Origin of the sequence: Pseudomonas sp. P20, assembly GCF_016463925.1 — a bacterium.
GTDB classification, from domain to species: Bacteria; Pseudomonadota; Gammaproteobacteria; order Pseudomonadales; family Pseudomonadaceae; genus Pseudomonas; species Pseudomonas aeruginosa.
The window spans coordinates 116,228-138,580 of the sequence record NZ_JAEMVM010000022.1; the positions used below are offsets into that span (position 1 = coordinate 116,228).

At 67.1% G+C, this 22,353-nt stretch carries 18 protein-coding genes; 12 read left to right on the top strand and 6 right to left on the bottom strand.

Annotated features, from left to right (window positions below; genetic code table 11):
- Window positions 1-51: 51 nt before the first annotated feature.
- Both JHD77_RS23525 and JHD77_RS23530 read right to left on the bottom strand, forming a co-directional pair.
- Window positions 52-540 (bottom strand): DUF934 domain-containing protein, encoded by a 489-nt coding sequence (locus JHD77_RS23525; protein WP_003101258.1) that lies wholly within the window; start codon window positions 538-540, stop codon window positions 52-54.
- On the bottom strand, window positions 537-2,210 hold the full coding sequence (locus tag JHD77_RS23530) for a nitrite/sulfite reductase (RefSeq protein ID WP_003101256.1): 1,674 nt from the start codon (window positions 2,208-2,210) through the stop codon (window positions 537-539). The genes JHD77_RS23525 and JHD77_RS23530 overlap by 4 nt, the downstream gene beginning before the upstream one ends.
- A 105-nt stretch (window positions 2,211-2,315) precedes the next feature.
- On the opposite strand from JHD77_RS23530, the gene ccoG reads away from it, so the two are divergent.
- From ccoG to JHD77_RS23550, 4 genes are all read left to right on the top strand, one after another.
- Entirely contained in the window at window positions 2,316-4,037 is a 1,722-nt protein-coding gene (gene ccoG, locus JHD77_RS23535) for a cytochrome c oxidase accessory protein CcoG (protein WP_074231300.1), read from the top strand.
- A 97-nt stretch (window positions 4,038-4,134) separates the two neighbouring features.
- Entirely contained in the window at window positions 4,135-5,550 is a 1,416-nt protein-coding gene (gene mapR, locus JHD77_RS23540; RefSeq protein WP_003101248.1) for a GntR family transcriptional regulator MpaR, read from the top strand.
- 263 nt (window positions 5,551-5,813) lie between these two features.
- Window positions 5,814-7,241: a cytochrome-c oxidase, cbb3-type subunit I gene (gene ccoN, locus JHD77_RS23545; RefSeq protein WP_003093467.1), complete on the top strand. Its 1,428-nt coding sequence runs from the start codon at window positions 5,814-5,816 to the stop codon at window positions 7,239-7,241.
- Between the two features lie 83 nt (window positions 7,242-7,324).
- Window positions 7,325-7,567, top strand: coding sequence for a hypothetical protein (locus tag JHD77_RS23550; RefSeq protein WP_003093468.1), 243 nt, complete (start codon window positions 7,325-7,327; stop codon window positions 7,565-7,567).
- Between the two features lie 15 nt (window positions 7,568-7,582).
- Here the strand turns inward: JHD77_RS23550 and hpaR are convergent, their stop codons facing one another.
- Together hpaR and JHD77_RS23560 are read right to left on the bottom strand one after the other, a co-directional pair.
- A complete protein-coding gene (hpaR, locus tag JHD77_RS23555; protein WP_031756871.1) occupies window positions 7,583-8,005 on the bottom strand; it encodes a homoprotocatechuate degradation operon regulator HpaR in 423 nt (140 codons plus the stop codon).
- Window positions 8,006-8,090: 85 nt separating this feature from the next.
- Window positions 8,091-9,299, bottom strand: coding sequence for a Bcr/CflA family multidrug efflux MFS transporter (locus JHD77_RS23560; RefSeq protein ID WP_023085635.1), 1,209 nt, complete (start codon window positions 9,297-9,299; stop codon window positions 8,091-8,093).
- A gap of 364 nt (window positions 9,300-9,663) precedes the next feature.
- Between JHD77_RS23560 and JHD77_RS23565 the strand changes: the two genes are divergently transcribed.
- Window positions 9,664-10,920, top strand: coding sequence for an OprD family porin (locus JHD77_RS23565; protein ID WP_003105682.1), 1,257 nt, complete (start codon window positions 9,664-9,666; stop codon window positions 10,918-10,920).
- Between the two features lie 28 nt (window positions 10,921-10,948).
- Here the strand turns inward: JHD77_RS23565 and tyrS are convergent, their stop codons facing one another.
- The gene (gene tyrS / locus JHD77_RS23570) at window positions 10,949-12,187 is read right to left on the bottom strand and encodes a tyrosine--tRNA ligase (protein WP_009877078.1); all 1,239 of its coding nucleotides are present in this window, start codon (window positions 12,185-12,187) and stop codon (window positions 10,949-10,951) included.
- A gap of 758 nt (window positions 12,188-12,945) precedes the next feature.
- Here tyrS and JHD77_RS23575 point away from each other — a divergent pair.
- The 7 genes from JHD77_RS23575 to JHD77_RS23605 all read left to right on the top strand — a co-directional run bounded on the left by JHD77_RS23575 (window position 12,946) and on the right by JHD77_RS23605 (window position 21,701).
- A complete protein-coding gene (locus tag JHD77_RS23575; RefSeq protein WP_003093477.1) occupies window positions 12,946-13,245 on the top strand; it encodes a hypothetical protein in 300 nt (99 codons plus the stop codon).
- Window positions 13,246-13,376: 131 nt separating this feature from the next.
- On the top strand, window positions 13,377-15,170 hold the full coding sequence (locus JHD77_RS23580) for a cholesterol oxidase substrate-binding domain-containing protein (RefSeq protein ID WP_003113002.1): 1,794 nt from the start codon (window positions 13,377-13,379) through the stop codon (window positions 15,168-15,170).
- 308 nt (window positions 15,171-15,478) lie between these two features.
- On the top strand, window positions 15,479-15,778 hold the full coding sequence (locus JHD77_RS23585; RefSeq protein ID WP_003093484.1) for a DUF5862 family protein: 300 nt from the start codon (window positions 15,479-15,481) through the stop codon (window positions 15,776-15,778).
- Window positions 15,779-15,874: 96 nt separating this feature from the next.
- The gene (locus JHD77_RS23590; protein WP_004351723.1) at window positions 15,875-17,131 is read left to right on the top strand and encodes an HlyD family secretion protein; all 1,257 of its coding nucleotides are present in this window, start codon (window positions 15,875-15,877) and stop codon (window positions 17,129-17,131) included.
- Between the two features lie 9 nt (window positions 17,132-17,140).
- Window positions 17,141-19,300, top strand: coding sequence for a peptidase domain-containing ABC transporter (locus JHD77_RS23595; RefSeq protein ID WP_023083974.1), 2,160 nt, complete (start codon window positions 17,141-17,143; stop codon window positions 19,298-19,300).
- Window positions 19,300-20,715 (top strand): TolC family protein, encoded by a 1,416-nt coding sequence (locus JHD77_RS23600; protein WP_031756874.1) that lies wholly within the window; start codon window positions 19,300-19,302, stop codon window positions 20,713-20,715. The genes JHD77_RS23595 and JHD77_RS23600 overlap by 1 nt, the downstream gene beginning before the upstream one ends.
- 95 nt (window positions 20,716-20,810) lie before the next feature.
- On the top strand, window positions 20,811-21,701 hold the full coding sequence (locus JHD77_RS23605) for a LysR family transcriptional regulator (RefSeq protein WP_003093500.1): 891 nt from the start codon (window positions 20,811-20,813) through the stop codon (window positions 21,699-21,701).
- On the opposite strand, the gene JHD77_RS23610 is transcribed toward JHD77_RS23605, so the two are convergent.
- Window positions 21,688-22,299 carry a LysE family translocator gene (locus tag JHD77_RS23610; protein ID WP_003104796.1) on the bottom strand — a complete coding sequence of 204 codons (612 nt, stop codon included), beginning with the start codon at window positions 22,297-22,299 and terminating at the stop codon, window positions 21,688-21,690. The genes JHD77_RS23605 and JHD77_RS23610 overlap by 14 nt on opposite strands.
- Window positions 22,300-22,353: the final 54 nt, after the last annotated feature.

Consider the following 22,353-nt stretch of genomic DNA (forward strand, 5'->3'; position numbering starts at 1 on the left):
GGGCCAGGTCGGCGTTGCGGCAGGTATCGGCGTCGGTCCGGGGGCGTATGCCTAGCGTCGGCGGAACAACGGTCGCGGCTCGATCGCCGAGCGGCCGTAGAGCACGCTCAAGCCCGCCAGCCCCTTGAGCGCATCCTCGACGTTCTTGTCCTCGCGCACCGCGAAGGCATCGAAGCCGCACTGGCGCATATGGCTGAGCTGGTCGCGCAACACGTCGCCCACTGCGCGCAACTCGCCGCTCCACCCCAGGCGCACGCGCAGCAGGTAGGCCAGGCTGTAGCCACGACCGTCGCGGAAGCTGGGGAAATCGACGGCGACCAGCGGCAGCTCGGCGAAGTGCGGCAGCAAGGCCTCCACCTCATCGTCCGGCGCCAGCCAGGGCGCGGCGGCTCCGGCCTCGCCGCGGCGCTCCAGCCAGGCCGCCAGAGGCAGCAGCAACGGCCCCGGCGGCAGCGCGTCGGGCAACTCGCGCAGGAGTTGCCAGGGATCGTCGCGGCAGACCTCGGCGACGCCATCGCGCAAACGGATCAGGTTGTTCATGCCGGTTCCTCCATCCTGGCGTAGACCCGGGCCTTGAACGGCTCCAGGCCGACCCGGTTGAAGGTGTCGATGAAACGTTCCGGGCCGACCCGCAGGTCGGTGAAGGTTTCGACGATCCGTTCGATCACCGCCGGCACCTCGGCAGCGCTGAACGATGGCCCGATCACCTTGCCCAGCGCGCTGTCCTTGCCCTGGGCGCCGCCGAGGGTGACCTGGTACCACTCGCTGCCGTTCTTGTCGACGCCGAGGATGCCGATGTTGCCGATGTGGTGGTGGCCGCAGGCGTTCATGCAGCCGGAGATGTTCAGGCTAAGCTCGCCGATGTCGTGCAGGTGGTCGAGGTCCTCGAAGCGCTGCTGGATACCCTGGGCGATGGGGATCGACTTGGCGTTGGCCAGCGCGCAGTAGTCGCCGCCGGGACAGGCGATGATGTCGCTGAGCAGGCCTTGGTTAGGCGTGCCGAGGCCGGCTGCGCAGGCCTCGCGCCACAGCGCGTGGAGGTTCTCCAGGCGCACGTCGGGGAGCACCAGGTTCTGTTCGTGGGCCACACGGATCTCGCCGAAACCGTAGCGCTCGGCCCAGTCGGCGACGCGTTCCATCTGCTCCGCGGTGACGTCGCCCGGCGGCGCGCTGGCGCCGGGCTTGGTCGACAGCACCACCGAGGCGTAGCCCGGCACCTTGTGCGCCTGGACGTTGCGCGAGGCCCAGCGGGCGAAGGCCGGATCGGCCGCACGGGCGCTGCCGTAGGCCAGCTCGCCGCCGGCCGGCGGCAGGTAGCGCGGCAATACGAAGCGCTCGGCGACCCGCTGGCACTCCTCGGCAGTCAGTTGCGCCGGGCCGTCGCGCAGGTGCTGCCACTCTTCCTCCACCTCGCGGGCGAAAGCCTCGATGCCCAGCGCCTTGACCAGGATCTTGATCCGCGCCTTGTACTTGTTGTCGCGCCGGCCGTAGCGGTTGTAGACCCGCAGGATCGCCTCGACGTAGGACAATAGGTGCTGCCAGGGCAGGTCGTCGCGGATCACCTGGCCGAGCATCGGCGTGCGTCCCAGGCCGCCGCCGACCAGGACCCGCAGGCGCAACTCGCCGGCGTCGGGGTGGCGGTAAAGGTACAGGCCGATGTCGTGCATCTGCACCGCGGCGCGGTCTTCCACCGCCGAACTGAGGGCGATCTTGAACTTGCGCGGGAGGAACAGGAACTCCGGGTTCACCGTCGACCACTGGCGCAGGATCTCGGCCAGCGGCCGGGGGTCGGTCCATTCGTCCGCGGCGACCCCGGCGAAGGCTTCGGTGGTGATGTTGCGCACGCAGTTGCCGGAGGTCTGGATCGCATGCATCTGCGCGCCGGCGAGGTGTTCGAGGATATCGCCGACCTGCTCCAGTTCGATCCAGTTGAACTGGATGTTCTGCCGCGTGGTGAAGTGCCCGTAGCCGCGGTCGTAGTGCCGGGCGACGTGCGCCAAGGCGCGCAGTTGCGGCGACGAGAGGGTGCCGTAGGGAATCGCCACGCGCAGCATGTAGGCGTGCTTCTGCAGGTACAGGCCGTTCTGCAGGCGCAGCGGGAGGAACTCCTCCTCGCTCAGTTCGCCGTCGAGGCGGCGGGCGATCTGGTCGCGGAACTGCGCCACCCGCTCGCTCACCAGCGCCTGGTCGTATTCGTCGTACTGGTACATCGCAAAGCCCTCATCGACAGGGTTTCTCCACCGATGACGGGCAGGGTGCGTGGCGAAGAAACCGGGGACCGGCTGCGCCCCTGTTTCTGGCGACAGGATGGGCCGGTGTTCACTGGCACCCACTATCGCCCGCGTACAGACAGCGAAACAGCGGCAGATTCCGCCGAAAAAAACACATCAGATGGCCGACGGTGGCGAATTCGTGCCGCCTGCGACCGGTTGCCACGGGGCGCATATCTGTACTGCCCGAGGTCGCTCGGCATCCCGCGGCAATGCTGGGCCGCTGCTTTCCGGAGGCATCTGATACGGTTTTTCCCGCTCGATCTGCCGCTGTTTCGCCCATCAGCCGGTTCCTATAGTCGCAACCGCCTCTCCAGCCTGATGGGCCTACGAAAAATGAGCGAAAGAATTCCCGCGATCCAGGTCGAGCCCGCCGCACCGGCCGCTCCGTCGAAACAGCCGCCCGCGCCCGGCAAGCTGCCGTCGGCGGTGAACGGCCCGATCTACACCCGCAGCTTCACCGGTCTGTTCCGCAACTTCCGCCGCCTCGGCGGCGGCCTGCTGTTCCTGCTGTTCTTCGGCACCCTGTGGCTGAACTGGAACGGCCGCCAGGCGGTGCTCTGGGACCTACCCGAACGCAAGTTCTACATTTTCGGCGCGACCTTCTGGCCGCAGGACTTCATCCTGCTCTCGGCGCTGCTGATCATCGCCGCCTTCGGCCTGTTCTTCATCACCGTGTTCGCCGGCCGCGTCTGGTGCGGCTATACCTGCCCGCAGAGCGTGTGGACCTGGGTGTTCATGTGGTGCGAGAAGGTCACCGAGGGCGACCGCAATGCGCGGATCAAGCTCGACCAGGGTCCGGCGAGCGCCGCCAAGCTCTTGCGCAAAACGGCCAAGCACGCGCTGTGGCTGGGTGTGAGCCTGGTCACGGCGATCACCTTCATCGGCTACTTCACTCCGGTGCGGCCGCTGGTGGCCGACCTGTTCAGCTTCCAGCTGGACCTGGAAAGCCTGTTCTGGGTGCTGTTCTTCACCGCCGCCACCTATGTCAACGCCGGCTGGCTGCGCGAGCAGGTGTGCATCCACATGTGCCCCTACTCGCGCTTCCAGAGCGTGATGTTCGACAAGGACACCCTGATCGTGTCCTACGACGCCGCCCGCGGCGAGTCCCGCGGCGCCCGCAAGAAAGGCAGCGATCCGCGCGCCCAGGGGCTCGGCGACTGCATCGACTGCCAGCAGTGCGTGCAGGTCTGTCCCACCGGCATCGACATCCGCGACGGCCTGCAGATCGCCTGCATCGGCTGCGCCGCCTGCGTCGACGCCTGCGACTCGATCATGGACAAGATGGGCTATGAACGCGGCCTGGTGCGCTACACCTCGGAACGCGCCCTGGAAGGTGGCCAGACCCGCTTCCTGCGTCCACGCCTGGTCGGCTACGCGGCGGTGATGCTGGCGATGATCGGCGCCTTCGTCGTCGCCCTGGATGCCCGCCCGCTGGCCTCGCTGGACGTGACCCGCGACCGTGGGCTGTTCCGCGAGAACGCCGCCGGGCAGATCGAGAACATCTACACCCTCAAGGTCATCAACAAGACCCAGCAGCCGCAGCGCTATCGCCTGCAACTCGACGACGCGCCGGAGTTCCGCCTGCAGGGTGAGCACACCCTGAGCCTGAAGCCCGGCGAGATCCTCGACTTCCCGGTGTCGGTGGCCTCTACCGCCGAACGCGCCAGGGCCGGCTCGCAACCGCTGGCGTTCAGCCTGCGCGGCATCGACGACCCGAGCCTGGCGGTCGGCAGCACCAGCACCTTCGTTTCGCCGGCGCGCTGAGGAGGCCGCGATGAGGCATGACAACACGGTCCCGGCGCGCATAGAGTGGGCGCCAGCGGCCGTGCCCACGGCCAGCCAGGACAGCGGCCAGGACAAGATGAAGCGCTACGAGAAATTCGCCGACGAGATTGCCGAGCTGATCCGCACCGGCGTCCTCGCCCCCGGGCAGAAGGTGCCCTCGGTACGGCACGCCAGTCGTACCTACGGGGTCAGCGCTTCCACCGTGTTCCAGGCCTACTACCTGCTGGAAAGCCGTGGGCTGATCATGGCCCGCGCACGCTCCGGCTACTTCGTCTGCCAGCACGTGCAGCGGCCGCTGCCGGAACCGGAGATCAGCCCGCGCCAGGCCGACGCCACCGAGGTCGACGTCAGCGAGCTGGTGTTCTCCGTACTCAGTTCGATCAAGGACCCGGACACCGTGCCCTTCGGCTCGGCGTTCCCCAGCCCGCAACTGTTTCCCCTGCCGCGCCTGGCGCGCTCGATGGCCCACGCGGTGCGCGACATGGACCCGCAGTCGGTGGTCGCCGACATGACGCCGGGCAACCATGGCCTGCGCCGGCAGATCGCCCTGCGCTACATGGTCGGCGGCCTGCTGCTGCCGGTGGAAGAACTGGTCATCAGCAACGGCGCGCTGGAGGCACTCAACCTCTGCCTGCAGGTGGTCACCCGTCCCGGCGACCTGGTGGCCATCGAGGCGCCGGCGTTCTACGCCACCCTGCAGGTGCTGGAACGGTTGAAGCTGAAGGCGGTGGAAATCCCCGTGCATCCGCGTGAAGGCATCGACCTGGAAGTGCTCGCCGACAGCCTGGAGCGCCTGCCGATCAAGGCCTGCTGGTTCATGAGCAACTTCCAGAACCCGATGGGCGCGAGCATGGACGACGAGAAGAAACGCGCCCTCGCCGAGCTGCTGGCGCGCCACCAGGTGCCGATGATCGAGGACGACGTGTACGCCGAACTGTACTTCGGCCAGCAGGCGCCGAAACCGGTCAAGGCCTACGACCAGGAAGGCCTGGTGATGCACTGCAGTTCCTTCTCCAAGAGCCTGGCGCCGGGCTACCGGGTCGGCTGGGTGGCCGGCGGACGCTACGCCGAGCAGATCGAGCGACTGAAGCTGATGACCAGCCTGTCGGCGTCGATCCCGGCCCAGGCGGCCATCGCCGACTATCTCCAGCACGGCGGCTACGACCGCCACCTGCGCAAGCTGCGCTACGCCCTGGAGACCCAGCAGAACGCCATGCTCGCGGCGGTGGCGCGTTACTTCCCCGAGCAGACCCGGGTCAGCCGTCCCAGCGGCGGCTACTTCCTCTGGCTGGAGTTGCCCGAGGCGGTCGACTCGCTGCGCCTGTTCCAACTGGCCCTGGCCCAGGGCATCAGCCTCGCCCCGGGGCCGATCTTCTCCGCCACCCGCCGCTTCGCCCATTGCGCCCGGCTCAACTACGGGCACCCGTGGAGCGCGCGGCAGGAGAAGGCGATGGAGACACTCGGGCGGATCGCCCAGTCGCTGGCGGGATGACGCCCCGCAGACGGAAAGCCACCCCGGCGTAGGGCGGATAACCGCGCGCGGTCATCCGCCATGATCGGCTCGCGTCCCCCATCCTGGTATGCGCCGCCGCCCTGCACGAACGCCTTCCCCCGCCCCATCTGATACCCAAATTCCATATCGACCTGAAGCTGTTTTACCCCCGCCCCAGCCCTTAGATTGCAGGCTCCGGCCGGCGCCCCGTCTCCCCCCTCGACGGCGGTCGCCGGCTGTTCATTTCTTTCGGGACTGTACAGATGAACAAAGCAACGACGGAACCTGCCTACAACTACAAGGTGGTTCGCCAGTTCGCCATCATGACCGTGGTATGGGGCGTGATCGGCATGGGGTTGGGCGTACTGATCGCCTCGCAACTGGTCTGGCCCCAGATGAACTTCGACCTGCCCTGGACCAGCTTCGGCCGCCTGCGGCCGCTGCATACCAACCTGGTGATCTTCGCCTTCGGCGGCTGCGCGCTGTTCGCCACCAGCTACTACACGGTGCAGCGTACCTGCCAGGTGCGACTGTTCTCCGACACCCTGGCCGCCTTCACCTTCTGGGGCTGGCAGGCGGTGGCGGTGATCCTGCTGGTCAGCCTGCCGCTGGGCAACACCACCACCAAGGAATACGCCGAGATCGAGTTCACCGGCGCGATCTGGCTGGCGATCGTCTGGGTCGCCTACGCGGTGGTGTTCTTCGGCACCCTGATCAAGCGCAAGGTCAAGCACATCTATGTCGGCAACTGGTTCTTCGGCTCGTTCATCCTGACCACCGCGATGCTGCACATCGTCAACCACATGTCGCTGCCGGTGAGCTGGTTCAAGTCCTACTCGATGTACTCCGGCGCCACCGATGCCATGGTCCAGTGGTGGTACGGGCACAACGCCGTAGGCTTCTTCCTGACCACCGGCTTCCTCGGCATGATGTACTACTTCGTGCCCAAGCAAGCCGGGCGCCCGGTCTACTCCTACCGGCTGTCCATCGTCCACTTCTGGGCGCTGATCACCCTGTACATCTGGGCCGGCCCGCACCACCTGCACTACACCGCGCTGCCGGACTGGGCGCAGTCGCTGGGCATGGTGATGTCGCTGATCCTCCTGGCGCCGAGCTGGGGCGGCATGATCAACGGCATGATGACCCTCTCCGGGGCCTGGCATAAGCTGCGCGACGACCCGATACTGCGCTTCCTGGTGGTGTCCCTGGCGTTCTACGGCATGTCCACCTTCGAAGGCCCGATGATGGCGATCAAGACCGTCAACGCCCTCTCCCACTACACCGACTGGACCATCGGCCACGTCCACGCCGGCGCCCTCGGCTGGGTCGCGATGATCACCATCGGCTCGCTCTACCACCTGATTCCCAAGGTCTACGGGGTCGAGAAGATGCACAGCGTCGGCCTGATCAATGCGCACTTCTGGCTGGCCACCATCGGCACCGTGCTGTACATCGCCTCGCTGTGGGTCAACGGCATTACCCAGGGCCTGATGTGGCGCGCGGTCAACGAGGACGGCACGCTGACCTACTCCTTCGTCGAGTCGCTGGTGGCCAGCCATCCGGGCTTCATCGTGCGCCTGGTCGGTGGCGGGTTCTTCCTCACCGGCATGCTGCTGATGAGCTACAACACCTGGCGCACGGTACGCCAGGCGCGCCCGGAAGGAATCCTCGCGGCGGCCCGCATGGCCTGAGCCGCGACAGCGCGTCCCTTCCCTTCCCGAGCCTCGCCCGCCACGCTGCGGGCAAGGCTCGACAGCCGACGAGGAGAATCATCATGGAATTCAGCTGGAGCGAGATCCTGCTGGAGCTGCTGGCGGTCGCCGTGCTGTTCTTCGGCGTGCATTGGAGCCTGCGCCACGCCAAGACCCTGGACCAGGCGAGCATGCTGCCGTTCGCCGACGACGAGGAGGTGGCCCGCCGGGTCGAGCGGGAAACCGGCAGGAGCCGCACCGGCTGCGGCTGTCCCGGTCGCTGCCAGGGCGACTGCCGGCACTGGGACAAGAATTGGCCGGCATGACGCCGGCCAGTCGCTTCAGGGCTTTATCTTCTTCAGCTCGTTGAGCAGTTCCAGCAACTGCGCGAGCTTTTCCTCGCCGAACCGCTCCTGGATGCGCTGGTAGTTCTTCTCCATGTCGCCGCTCATGGAGACGAAGCACTGATGGCCCTTTTCCGTCAGGTTCACGTAGACCCGCCGCTGGTCCTTGGGCGCCTTCCAGCGCCGGACGATGCCGTCGCGCTCCAGGCGCGCCAGCACGCCGGTCATGCTCGGGCGCAGGATGCAGGCCTGGTTGGCCAACTGGTAGCTCTCCATCTCGCCCTGCTGGCGCAGGATGCGGATCACCCGCCACTGCTGCTCGGTGAGACCGTGCTGGTTGAGGGAGGGGCGGAAGAAACTCATCGCGGCTTCGCGAGCCTGCAACAGGGTCAGGGTCAGGGAGGGTCTTGGCGTTGACATAGGGTCCGAGCTTGGATGACTGGTTTCGAAAGTGCAGAAGAGTAGCGGAAAAAACACAGGCTGCATGCGGGTATGCAGAAGGAAATCAACGGTTTCCGCCGTGCAGGGCCAAGCCCAGCGCGAGCAGGCTGCCGACGCCGCAGACGGCCATCACCAGCGCCATCGGCAGCACGCCGGGCAGCGCCAGCCAGCCGACCGCCAGGCTGGCCAGGCAGCCGAGGCCGAACTGCCCGGACACCGCCACCGCCGAAGCCGCCCCGGCCTGTCCGGGATACAACGCCAGCAGGCTGGCGATGCAGTTGGCGCCGAGCAGGCCGGTGACGCTGACGAAGCACAGCAGGCCGGGCACCAGCGCCCACAACCCGCCCCGCTCGCCGAGCGCCGCATAGCCGAGGAGGAACAGCCCGGACACGCAGGCCAGCAGGCTGCCGGCCCGCAGCAGCGGCCGCGGACCGTGGCGGCGCACCAGGCGCGCGCTGCACCAGGTGGCGAGCATCACGCCGAGGATGTTCAGGCCGAAGAACCAGCCGAAGCGCTCCGCGCGCACGCCGAAATGCTCGATGAACACGAAGGGCGCGGCGCTGATGTAGGCGAACATCCCGGCGAACGCCAGCCCCATGCACAGCACGTAGCCCAGCGCGCGACGGTCGCCGAGCAGCCGCCCATAGGCGAGAAAGGCCTGGGCCAGGCTGCCGCCGCGGCGCTCCGGCGGGTGGCTTTCGGCGACCCGCCAGACCGCCAGCAGGCAGAGCCCGGCGAACAGCGCCAGGACCACGAACAACGCGCGCCAGCCGGCCCAGAGCATCAGGTAGCCGCCGAGCAGCGGCGCGGCCAGCGGTGCCAGCATGGTCACCATGTGCATCAATGCCAGCATCCGGGCGGCCTCGCCCAACGGATAGAGGTCACGCACCATGGCCCGCGCCAGCACCGACGCGGCGCCGCCGCCGAGGGCCTGGAGCACCCTCAGCAGGACCAGTTGCCCCGCGCTGTCGGCCAGCGCGCAGGCCAGACTGCTGAACAGGTACAAGGCGATACCGGCCAGCAGCACCGGGCGCCGGCCGAAACGGTCGGACAAGGGGCCGTAGAACAGCATGCCGACGCAGAAGCCGACCAGGAAGCCGCTGATGCTCCGCTGCACCTGGGCATCGCTGGCGCCGAGATCGGCGGCGATCGCCGGCAGGCTCGGCAGGTACATGTCGATCGACAGCGGGCCGAACGCCACCAGCGCCGACAACAGCAGCAACAGGCGTCGTTCGCCGCTTCCGACCTGAATCTTCGATGCACTCGCAGGCACGCTCGCCCTCCTCTTCTTCGCCTTTCGGTCCAGACGACACCGCCGTGCACGCGGATGCAAGTTCGCCGTCCGGGAAATCCTCGCGCCGCGACCTCGTTCACCCTGGCAGCGCGCGGGCCTGGCTCCTTTCGCGGGCCGACAACGTTAACAGATTAACCAAATGCGCAGAAGGCGAAAGATTCCAGGCTGGCTTCGCTCTCCAGCGCCTTACCGTCAATGCTCGATGAGCATGGAAAGGGGCAGAGGCTAGCGAAGCTTCCGGGAGGATCGCCAACACTTCATTAACAAGTTAACAATATGCTAAAACTCACCGTGCAATCGGCGTCACCCATACCTACAAGAACAACAACCAAGGGAAGAATCGATGATCACGGCATGCCCCCGCCCGTGCGCCTGGCGCAGCTATGCGCTTGGCCTCGGCCTCCTGCCCCTCGCCGCGCAAGCGGAATTCCTCGCGGACAGCAGCGCCCACCTCGACCTCCGCAACTTCTACCAGTTGCGCGACTACCGCCAGCACGATGCGCCCCAATCGCAGGCCGGCAACTGGTCGCAGGGCTTCGTCCTGCGCCTGCAATCCGGTTTCACCGGCGGCCCGCTCGGCTTCGGCCTGGACGCTACCGGGCTGCTCGGCGTCAAGCTCGACTCGGGACGCGGGCGTAGCAACGATGGCACGCTGCCGTTCGGAGCGAATTCGAAGGAGCCGGTGGACGACTACAGTCACCTCGGCCTGACCGCCAAGCTGCGCTATTCGCAGACCCAGCTACAGGTCGGCATCCTCATGCCGCAACTGCCGGTGGCGTTCCGCGACGACGTGCGCCTGTTGCCGCAGACCTTCGACGGCGCGCTGCTGACCTCCAGCGAGATCGAGGGTCTCACCCTCACCGCGGGGCAATTGTGGAAGTCGCGCACTCGCGAGTCGGCCGGCAGCGACGACATGTACATCATGGGCCGCGACAAGGCCCACGCCAGCGACGAGTTCAATCTCGCCGGCGCGACCTACGCCTTCACCCCTCGGCTCAGCGCCAGCTATTACTACGGCCAGCTCAAGGACATCTACCGGCAGCACTATCTCGGCCTGCTGCACACCCTGCCGCTGGGCGAAGGGCTGTCGCTGCGCAGCGACCTGCGCTACTTCGACAGCGGCGAAGACGGCGCGGCGATCTCCGGGCCGGTGGACAATCGCAACCTCAACGCCATGCTCACCCTGCGCGCCGGCGCCCACGCCTTCGGCATCGGTGTCCAGAAGATGATCGGCAACGACGCCTTTCCGGTGCTCAACGGCTACACCACGCCCTACGTGGCCAACCTCATGGCCTACCAGACCTTCACCCGACCGCAGGAGAAATCCTGGCAACTGCGCTACGACTACGACTTCGCCGGCCTCGGCCTGCCCGGCCTGAACCTCATGACCCGCTATGTACAGGGCCGCGACATCGACCGCGGCGCCGGCCGTGCCGACGACAGCGAATGGGAGCGCAACACCGACCTGTCCTACGTGATCCAGAGCGGACCGCTGAAGAGCGTCGCCTTGAAATGGCGCAACATCACCTACCGCAGCCGCTACGGTGCGGACCTGGACGAGAACCGCTTCATCGTCAATTACACGCTAAAGCTCTGGTGAAGCGCGGCCCCTTGGGGCCGCAGGCACCTCAATCCTCGAGTCGCAGTTGCAAATGCTGCTTCTTGCCCAGGCTCAGGCGCAGCCCGTCGACCTCACCCGCCAGCGGCGCGTCCGGATCGCTGACCGGCGTGCCGTCCAGGCGCAGGCCGCCGCCGGCGGCGAGGCGGCGGACCGCGCTGCGGGAGGGCTGGATCGCGTGTTCCAGCAGCAGGTCGGTCAGCGACAGTCCCTGCGCCAGGCGCGCGCGGGATAGCTTCATCACCGGCAGGCCGCTGTCCCGCGTACCGTCGGCGAACACCCCGCGCGCGGCATCGGCGGCGGATCGCGCGGCGTGCTCGCCGTGCGCCAGGGCGGTGGCGGCATTGGCCAGGACCACCTTCGCTTCGTTCAGCTCGGCGCCCTGCAAGGCGCCCAGGCGGCGCACCTCATCCATCGGCAGTTCGCTGAACAGGGCGAGGAAGCGACCGACGTCGCGATCATCGCAGTTGCGCCAGAACTGCCAGAAGTCGAACGGCGCCAGGCGCTCGGCGTTGAGCCATACCGCACCCTGCGCCGACTTGCCCATCTTGCGCCCGTCACTGGTGGCCAGCAGCGGCATGGTCAGGCCGAACAGCTGGGCGCCGCCCTGGCGTCGCGACAGCTCCACGCCGTTGATGATGTTCGCCCACTGGTCGGCGCCGCCGAGTTGCAGGGTGCAGCCGCGCCGGCGCGACAGTTCGACGAAATCGTAGGCCTGCAGCAGGGTGTAGCCGAACTCGAGGAACGACAGCGAATGCTCGCGGTCCAGGCGCTGCCTGATGGCATCGAAGGTCAGCAGGCGGTTGATCGAGAAGTGCCGGCCGACCCGGTCGAGGAACTCCAGGTAGCCGACGCCGTCCAGCCATTCGGCGTTGTTCACCAGGCTGTCGTCGTGCAGTTCGACGTAGCGCGAGAAAACCCGGGCGATGCCGTCGATATTGGCCTGGATCTGCGCCTCGGTGAGGATCGGCCGGCTCGAATCGCGGAAGCTCGGATCGCCGATCCGGGTGGTCGCGCCACCGATCAGCAGCAACGGGCGGTGCCCGGCCTTCTGTAGCCAGCGCATCAGCATCAGGCCCTGTAGGTGGCCGACGTGCAGGCTGTCGGCGGTGGCGTCGAAGCCCAGGTAGGCGGTTGCCGGACCGGCGGCCAGGTGCGCGGCGAGGCCGTCGCGGTCGGTGCACTGGTGGACGAAGCCACGCTCTTCGAGCAGGGCGATCAGGTCTTGCTGATGGGTCGGGACGGACACGGGTATCTCCTTTGGCACGGTGGATGCCCGAGGAGACAGGTTGGGAGGGAGTTCACCGGACCGCCGCCTCGGGCGGTTCGGGAATGCAGCGACGCATCTACCGCCTCAATGAGGGAGCAGATAGGCGTAATAGCGCTTGAAGGTCAGGGCTGCACGATTCATGCGCGGCACTCTACGCGCCTGTGCCGGGCTGTCAAGACTGGAAAGCGCCTCGACACGAACCGAAGCACTTCCCCGCAACAGAAGCGCAGCCTGGGAAAGTTTGCCCGCCAGTTATCCGCACAAATTTATGACGCCGGTTTCTCTACTTTGAAAAACAACGCAAGACCGGACATGGACCTCAATAACTCGACCGGAAGAAACCTATCAGCAAGGCAGTTGAATTTTTTCCGAAAGCAATAATTCGATACTTTTCTGGATTGGCGCATCATCTCGTAAAAATAGCGAACCGCTTCCCAGTACCCACGAATATCAATGGATCAGCAATATCCAGATGCTTATCGCGGCATTCGAAAAAACATCGACCAATTCCACTGACAGAATATCGGCGTCATTTGCCTAGCATGGATATTCCAGGTTCACCCTATCAACTTCCCAGATTGACACTCTCGCCGGCAGATCAGTAATTTTCAGCGACCAGCCGGCAAAGTACTTTTCCAGAGCGGCTGGCAACCGATAGTCACTCTATCTTCGCAAACCGATGTTTATGCGAGAGGGCCGGCTATCGCTCAAAACTTGATTGATGAAGGAATAGCGCCATGCAACTCGCCACACTTCAGGAACTGAGCTTCGATGAAATCGACCAGGTATCGGGCGCCGGACTCTTCAGCTTCGTCGGCGATGCCATCGTCGATGTGGTCAAGGTGTCCAACGACCTGCTCAACACGTCGGTCATCTCTTCGGTCGGCAAGGTGTTCAACGCCGTCGGCCTGACCCCCATCCATCAACTGGCCGACACCCTCGGCTACGGCGTGTTCAAGGGCGTCGCCGCGGTCGGCGGCCTGCTCGGCGGCGACACCAGCCGCATCGATTACCACTACGACACCGAGTGGACCTGATCCCAGGACCTCGGCCCGCTCCCGTCGCGGAGCGGGCCTCCACCGTCGCCGGAGACCCGGACGCCCCCGGCGGCGACCTAGGACCCGGCAACCGGGAAGGGGCGACCAGCGCCCCGATCAGGAGAACCGCCATGCACGACCTCATCCAGCACGCCGACGCCTTCGTCGGCGATCCCGACCAGGAATCCGGCGGCCTGTCGCGCCGCAGCTTCCTCGGCAAGAGTGCCACGCTCGGCGCGGTCGGCCTGGTGGCCGGCTGGACCCCGGCCTTCGTCATCCAGCCCGCCGAAGCCGCCGCCAGCAGTTGTCCGGCGCCGGCAGGCTTTCCGGCCGGCCTCGAACTTTATCGGCGGGCGTTCCGCAACTGGTCGGGGGAAATCGCCGCCGACGACCTCTGGAGCTGCGCCCCGCGCACTAACGAAGAGGTTCTCGCGGTGGTCAACTGGGCCTGGCAGAACGGCTTCAAGGTGCGCCCGCGCGGCATGGGTCACAACTGGTCCCCGCTGCTGCTGAAAGGCGGCGAGAACTGCGAGAGCCGCATCGTGCTGGTGGAAACCAGCCGTTACCTGACCCGCGTACGGATCGACGCCCAGGGCGAGTTCGGCCTGTTCAGCGCGCAGACCGGCGTCACCATGGAAGCCCTGCTGAAACAGCTGGAGCGGGTCAAGCTCGGCTTCGTCGCCACGCCGGCGCCGGGCGACCTGACCCTCGGCGGGGTGCTCGCCATCGACGGCCACGGCACCGGCATCCCGGCGCAGGGCGAAAGCCGCCTGCCGGGGCAGAGCTACGGCTCCCTGAGCAACAGCATCGTGGCGCTGACCGCGGTGGTCTGGGACGGCGCCGCCGGACAATACGTGCTGAAGACCTTCCGCCGCGACGATCCGGCCTGCGCGCCGTTCCTCGTCCACCTCGGACGCGCCTTCATTGTCGAGGCGACCCTCCAGGCCGGGGTCAACAAGCGCATGCGCTGCCAGAGTTACGTGAACATCCCGGCGAGCGAGATGTTCGCCGCAGCCGGCAGCGGCGGAAGGACCTTCGACAGCTTCCTGCAGAAAAGCGGACGCGCCGAGGCCATCTGGTTCCCCTTCACCGACAAGCCCTGGCTGAAGGTCTGGACGCCGACCCCGCGCTGCCCGTTCGGCGCCCGCGCGGTCAACGGCCCGTTCAACTACCCCTTCTCCGACAACATTCCCAAGGCGCTGTCCGACCTGCTGGCGGCGATCAACACCGGCCACCCGGAACTCACCCCGCTGCTCGGCAAGCTGCAGTACGACCTGGTAGTGGGCGGCATGGCGCTGACCCTGGGCTACGACCTGTGGGGCTGGAGCAAGGACCTGCTGCTGTACATCAAGCCCAGCACCCTTCGCGTCACCGCCAACGGCTACGCGGTGCTGACCCGGCGTCGCGACGTGCAGCGGGTGATCAACGAGTTCTACCTGCAGTACCAGACGATGGTCGCCGCCTACCGCGCCAACGGCCACTACCCCATGAACGGCCCGGTGGAGATTCGCGTCAGCGGGCTCGACCAGCCCGGCGAGTCGATCGTTCCCGGCGCCCAGGTGCCCAGCCTGTCGGCGATCCGTCCGCGCCCCGACCAACCGGAGTGGGACACGGCGATCTGGCTGGACATCCTCAGCCTGCCCGGTACCCCGCAGGCCAATGCCTTCTACCACGAGTTCGAGGCCTGGCTGTTCGACCACTTCAGCGGCGACTACGCCTCGCTGCGGGTGGAGTGGAGCAAGGGCTGGGGCTACAGCCCCGCCGCCGCCTGGGACGAGCCGACGGTGGTCGACCAGTTGGTGGCGCAGTCGCTACGCCAGGGCCTGGTCGCAGACAACGATTGGGACAGCGCGGTGCGCCAGTTGAACGAAGCCGATCCGCATCGGCTGTTCAGCTCGCCGCTGCTCGACCGGCTGATGCCATGAAATGCCGCTATGCGAGGCCGTACTGACTCGGACGAAGAGCGGTTGGCCGGAGCCGATATGAATGAGCCCTCGATACGGCGTTGACTTGTTCAACAGGTCTTATCGAGGTGTCGCACGAACCGGCCTTAATCATTCGCAAAGTTTACCCGGAGTGGCAAACCTTCATCCGCCGAATATTGAAACTCATTGTCAAACGAATTATCGAGCCCATGAAAAACCGCTAATCCTGGCAGTTCATCCCACTCTTTCGGATTAGTACCATCGAATGGCTTTCCAGACTCACGGGAAGCCTAAAGGAGATATATGAAATGAAAGAACTCAATGACATTGAAGTCACCTGCGTTTCGGGTGGAACTCTTTCCGGCATGATCGTAGGCGCCGTCGACGGCGCCGCGACGGGCATGGCAATCGGCGGGAAATGGGGCGGTGCCGGCGGCTTCGGCTTCGGCGCTCTTTCCCAGTTGGTCGGCCTGATCGTGCCAACCGCAATGGGCGCTATTGCCGGGGGCACGGTCGGTCTCTTCACCAATGCAGAGACGGCTGTCGGTTACTTGGGCCAATACCGGGAAAACTTCGGTCCCGGTGATGTAGGCCGCACCACCATCTAATTAGAAAAGTCGCACTCCGGCACTTCATGCGTTTGAACTTTCGCAAGGGTGTCGGAGTGTCATGCAAGTATTATTCGAATCCAGGATCCAGCCACCATGTTTCGCCAGGAAGCCCTCGACGCCCAGCATGCCGGCGGCCTGGGCGAGATCGTGCTGATCCGCCCGGTCTCCTTCACTTTTCTCACCCTGCTGGCCGCGGCGATGGCGCTGCTGGTGGTGGGCTTCTTCCTGTTCGGCAGCTACACCAAGCGCAGCACCGTCAGCGGCCAATTGGTGCCCGCCAGCGGCCAGGTCAAGGTGCACGCGCCGCAGGCCGGCATCGTGCTGCGCAAGTTCGTCCAGGAAGGCCAGGCGGTACGACGCGGCGAGCGCCTGATGGTGCTTTCCAGCGAACGCTACGGCAGCGATGCCGGGCCGGTGCAGGCCGGCATCAGCAGGCGCCTGGAACAACGCCGCGACTCCCTGCGCGACGAACTGGAAAAGCTTCGCCGCCTGCAAGACGACGAGCGCGACAGCCTGACCAGCAAGGTCGCCAGCCTGCAGCGCGAACTCACCACCCTCGCCGCCCAGACCGACAGCCAGCGACGCCTGCTGGCGCTGGCCAGCGACGCCGCCGCGCGCTACCAGGGGCTGATGGACAAGGGCTACATCTCCATGGACCAGTTGCAGCAGCGCCAGGCCGAGCTGCTCGGCCAGCGCCAGACCCTGCAAGGCCTGGAGCGCGAACGCACGTCGCTGCGGCAGCAGTTGACCGAGCGCCGCAACGAACTCGCCGGGCTTTCCGCGCGCCAGGCCAACCAGCTCGCGGAAACCCGCCGCCAGCTCAGCGCGGTGGAGCAGGACCTGGCCGAAAGCGAAGCCAAGCGCACCTTGCTGGTCACCGCGCCGGAGAGCGGCATCGCCACCGCCGTGCTCGCCGAAGCCGGGCAGACCGTCGACAGCTCGCGTCCGCTGCTGAGCATCGTTCCCGCCGACACCCCGTTGCAGGCCGAACTCTACGCGCCGAGCAAGTCCATCGGTTTCATCCGGCCGGGCGACGCGGTGCTGATCCGCTACCAGGCCTATCCGTACCAGAAGTTCGGCCAGTACCACGGCAAGGTGCAGTCGATCTCCCGCGCCAGCGTCTCCTATGCCGAGCTTTCCAGCATGGTCGGCGGCGTACCGGGGCTCGGCCAGGATGGCGAGCAGCTGTACCGGCTGCGGGTAACCCTCGACGACCAGGCGGTGACCGCCTACGGCCAGCCGCGTCCGCTGCAGAGCGGCATGCTGCTGGACGCCGACATCCTCCAGGACACCCGGCGCCTCTACGAATGGGTGCTGGAACCGCTCTACAGCCTGACCGGCAAACTCTAGGAACGACCCATGGCCTTTCTCGACGCTCTCGCCCTGCGCCTGGGCCGCCGCCTGCCGCTGGTGCTGCAGACCGAAGCCACCGAATGCGGCCTGGCCTGCCTGGCGATGATCGCCGGCTACCACGGCCACCACACCGGCCTGATGGAACTGCGCCGGCGCTTCTCCGTATCGCTCAAGGGCATCTCCCTCAAGCAACTGATCCAGACCGCCCACCGCCTCGGCCTGGGCACCCGCGCGGTGAAGCTCGACCTCGGCGACCTCGGCAAGCTCAAGCTGCCCTGCGTGCTGCACTGGAACTTCAACCACTTCGTCGTGCTCAAGGCGGTCGACGGGCGCGGCGCGGTGCTCCACGACCCCGCCCACGGCCAGCGCCGGCTGGGCCTGGAGGAAGTCTCGCGGAGCTTCACCGGGGTAGCCCTGGAACTCTGGCCGGAGAGCGGCTTCGAGAAACAGGAGGCGCCGCCGCGGATCAAGCTGCTGGGCATGCTCGGCAAGGTCACCGGGCTGTACCGCTCGCTGGCCCAGGTGCTGCTGCTCGCCGGCGCGCTGGAAGTGTTCTCGCTGATCAGTCCGTTCTTCCTGCAATGGACCATCGACAACGTCATCGTCAGCGAAGACCGTGACCTGCTCAGCACCCTGGCCATCGGCTTCGGCCTGTTGCTGCTGATGCAGCAGGCGGTCAGCGGGGTGCGCGCCTGGGTGATGATGCACATGAGCACCCTGCTCGGCGTGCAGTGGCAGGCCAACGTCTTCAGCCACCTGCTGCGGCTGCCCGCGCAGTATTTCGAGAAGCGCCACCTGGGCGACGTGGTGTCGCGCTTCGGCGCGGTGAACAGCATCCAGCAGACCCTCACCGCGGCCTTCCTCTCGGCGGTGCTGGACGGCCTGATGACCGTCGCCACCCTCGGCATGATGCTGCTCTACAGTCCGCCACTGGCGGCCATCGCCATCGCCGCCATGAGCCTCTACACCCTCGGCCGCTGGATCTGGTACCGGCCGTTGCGCAACGCCACCGAGGAGCAGATCGTCCACGCCGCGCGCCAGCAGAGCCACTTCCTCGAGACGGTGCGCGGCATCCGCCCGTTGAAGCTGTTCCAGCGCCAGGACGAGCGCCGCTCGGTATGGCTCGGCCTGCTGGTGGAACAGATCAACGCCGGCCTGCGTACGCAGAAGCTGCAACTGTTCTACCAGCAGCTCAACGGCCTGCTGTTCGGCGTGGAGAACCTGCTGGTGATCTGGCTCGGCGCGACCATGGTGATGGACGGCCAGTTCAGCGTCGGCATCCTGATGGCCTTCAACGCCTACAAGTCGCAGTTCGACAGCCGCGTCGGCAGCCTGATCGACAAGTTCTTCGAGCTGCGCATGCTCCAGTTGCAGGGCGAGCGCCTGGCCGACATCGTGCTCCAGGCCCCGGAGGTCAGCCACGGCGACATCCTCCCGGAGAACCTCCGCGAGCGCGAGGCGAGCATCGAGATCCAGGGCCTGCGCTACCGCTACGCGGAACAGGAGCCCTGGGTCCTCGACGGCCTCGACCTGCGCATCGCCGGCGGCGAGTCGGTGGCCATCGTCGGCCCCTCGGGCTGCGGCAAGAGCACCCTGTTCAACGTCCTGCTGGGCATCCTCCCGCCAGTGGAGGGACAGATCCGCATGGCCGGCCTGGACCTTGCGCAACTGGGCCTGGACGGCCTGCGCGAACTGGTCGGCACGGTGCTGCAGGACGACGTGCTGTTCGCCGGTTCGCTCAGCGACAACATCAGTTTCTTCGACCCGCAACCGGACATGCCCTGGCTGCTGCAGTGCGCGCAGATGGCTGCCATCCACGATGACATCCAGGCCATGCCGATGGGCTACAACACCCTGGTCGGCGACATGGGCACGGTGCTCTCCGGCGGCCAGAAGCAACGGGTGATGCTGGCCCGGGCGCTGTACAAGAAGCCGCGCATCCTGTTCCTCGACGAAGCCACCAGCCACCTCGACGTACACTGCGAACAGCGGGTCAACGCCGCCATTCGCGCGCTGCGCATCACCCGCATCATGGTCGCCCATCGGCCCGAGACCATCGCCTCGGCGGACCGCGTGATAGTCCTCGGCCAGGGCAAGGTAAGCCTCGACGAAAGCACCGCGCGCCTGGCCGAACGCCAGGCCGCCGCGGCGCGGGAGCAGGCCTGATGCGTGCCCTCGCCGGCCTGTTGTGCGGCCTGCTCGGCCTGGTTCCCGGCGCCGCCGCCTACGAGCCGGACGTGTTCGGCACCGCCCGCCAGGTCGCCGGCCAGGCGGTCTACGACCTCGGCGGCAGCGGTTTGCCCTGCCGCGGCGGGCCGCCACCGACCGAGCTGAGCCTGGAGGAAGCCATCGAGCGAATCCTCTGCCACGACCCACAGACCCGCCTCGCCTGGGCCAATGCCAAGGCCCAGGCGGCCCAGGTCGGGATCGGCAAGTCCGCCTACCTGCCGCGCCTGGACGGCCGTCTCGACGCCAGTCGCGGCTACAGCGACATGGATTATCGCGATGCCCCCTACCTCTCCGGCGACGGCCATCGCCACCGGCGTGGCGCCAGCCTCCAATTGAGCTGGGTGCTGTTCGACTTCGGCCGCCGCAGCGCCGCCCTGCGCAACGCCCAGCAGTTGCTGCTGGCGGCCAACGCCAGCCAGGACGCGACCCTGCAGAACACCTTCGCCCTCGCCGCCCAGGCCTACTACGACGCCCTCGCCGCCCAGCGCAGCCTGGCCGCCTCGCGGCAGGTCGCGGAGCTGGCGGCGCAGAACCTGGAAGCCGCCGACGCCAAGTACCGGGCCGGCGCCGCCGCCCTTTCCGATCGTCTGCAGGCGCAGACCGCGCTGTCCCAGGCGAGCCTCGCCCAGGTCCGCGACGAAGGCGCCCTGAGCAACGCCCTCGGCGTCATCGCCCTGCGCATGGGCCTGGCGCCGGATACCCCGCTGCGCCTCTCCGGCGAGCTGGAGGCGCAACCCGACACCGGCTTCGTCAAGGCCATCGACGAGATGCTCGCCGAAGCCCGCCGCGAGCATCCGGCGCTGCTCGCCGCCCAGGCGCGGCTGAAAGCCGCCGCCGCCTCGGTGGAGGAAAGCCGCGCCGCCGGCCGGCCGAGCCTGGCGCTGAGCGCCAACCTGGCACGCAGCCATAGCGACCAGGCGATGGCGTTCAACGGCGATACCCGCGAACGCGACCGCAGCATCGGCCTGCAACTGAACATCCCGTTGTTCGAAGGCTTCGAACGCACCTACCAGGTCCGCAACGCCCTGGCCCGCCGCGAAGCCAGCGAAGCGGAGCTGGCCGACACCGAGCAGCAGGTTTCGCTGGAGGTGTGGAACAACTACCAGTCGCTCAGCGTCGAGACCCGCAGCCTGGCGCGCACCCGCGAACTGGTCGAACAGTCGCGGCAAAGCCTGGAGGTGGTGCAGGGCCGCTACCGCTCAGGGGTCGGCAGCATGATCGAGCTGCTCAACGCCCTGACCGCCTACGCCAGCGCCGAGGACCAGCACATCCGCGCCCTCGGCAACTGGCAGACGTCGCGTCTGCGACTGGCGGCGAGCCTCGGTCGCCTGGGTTTCTGGAGCCTGCGCTGAAAAGCCCGGGAAGCGCCGCCGCTCTCTACCTCTCGCGCTTGTCCGGCTGGCCGCCATCGCGCAGGATGCACCCAGCCCCCGCGACGAGAGACCGCATGATCGACGACATCCGCTACCTGATCGTATTCGCCAAGATCGCCGAGACCGGCTCCGTCTCCGGCGGCGCCGAGGCGCTGGGCCTGAGCGCCGCGACCGCCAGCCTGCACCTGTCCAGGCTGGAACGGAACCTGGGCCGTGCGCTGCTCTACCGCAACAGCCGCAAGCTGTCGCTGACCCAGGACGGCACGCAGTTGCTGGACACCGCCCGCTCCATGCTGGAACTCTACGAGAAGGGCTTCATCGAGTTCCGCCAGCGCGCCGTCTCGACCCGCAACAGCCTGCGCATCTCGATGCCCGCGGTGTTCGTCAACGGCGACTTCACCCGTCACCTGGCAGCCTTCATCGAGGAGCATCCCGACCTCGACCTCGGCATCGCCTGCGACGACAGCCGCCACGACATCATCGGCGACGGCATCGACATCGCCTTCCGCATCGGCGACCTGCCGGACAGCTCGCTGAAGGCCCGTCACCTGTTCCTGCTGCCGCGCCAGGTAGTGGCGGCACCGGCATTCCTGGCCCGGCACGCGCCGCTGGAACACCCGCGCGACCTGCAGCGGCTGGAATGGATCGGGCTCGGCATGCGCCCCGACAGCCGGCTATTCCGTCATGCGCGGGACGACGAGGAGGTACGCGTCGACTACACCCCGCGGGTGCGCGTCGACAGCGTCGAAGCCTCCTGCCGCCTGGCCCGCCTCGGCGTCGGCCTGGCCGCGCCGCCGACCTACCTGAGCGACGAGCCGATCCGCCGCGGCGAGTTGCGCGCGGTGCTGCCGGAATGGCGCCTGGAGCCGTTGAAGGTGTATGCGGTGTGGCCGCCCAACGTACCCGCCAGCAGCATCGCCTATACCCTCATCAATCGCCTCTACGAGGCCTTCAATCCGGGCTAGCGGCGAGCTGCAGGTAGAGCATGTAGCCAGCGGTCAGCACCAGGGTGCCGCCCATCGCCCGATTGAACAGGCGCACCCGCCGGGGGCTGTCGAGCAGCAGCGCCACGCGGTCACCGAGCAGTGCCCAGGCGGCCAGCGAGAGGTAGCAGACCACCAGGTAGATGGCCATGAAGACCAGCAGCGGCGCGTGCGTGCTCGGGCTGGCGAACAAGGCCACGCCGGAAGCGCAGGCGATCCAGGCCTTGGGATTGAGCCATTGCAGGAGCACGCCCTGGAAGAACCCGGGGACCCCGTTTTCCTCCAGGGCCAGGCGTGGATCCGCGGTGGCGATGCGGTAGCCCACATGAGCGATGAACGCCGCGCCGGCCATCCCCAGGTAGTCGAAGAAGCGCGGGTAGGCCTCGATCGCGCGGACGAACCAGAAGCCGACGAAGGCCAGCAGCAGGACGAAGCCGAGGGTGGCGCCGGTGACGAACGGCAGGGTCCGGCGGAAACCATGGTTGGCGCCGGAAGCGACGATGGTCAGGTTCACCGGACCGGGGGAAATCGACAGGCTCAGGGAGAACGCGCCCATGGCGAGCAGCAGGGCTAGCGGCATGGGTCGAACTCCCCGGTCGGATTGCGGGCTGGCTGGTGCGGGGCGGGCATGGGT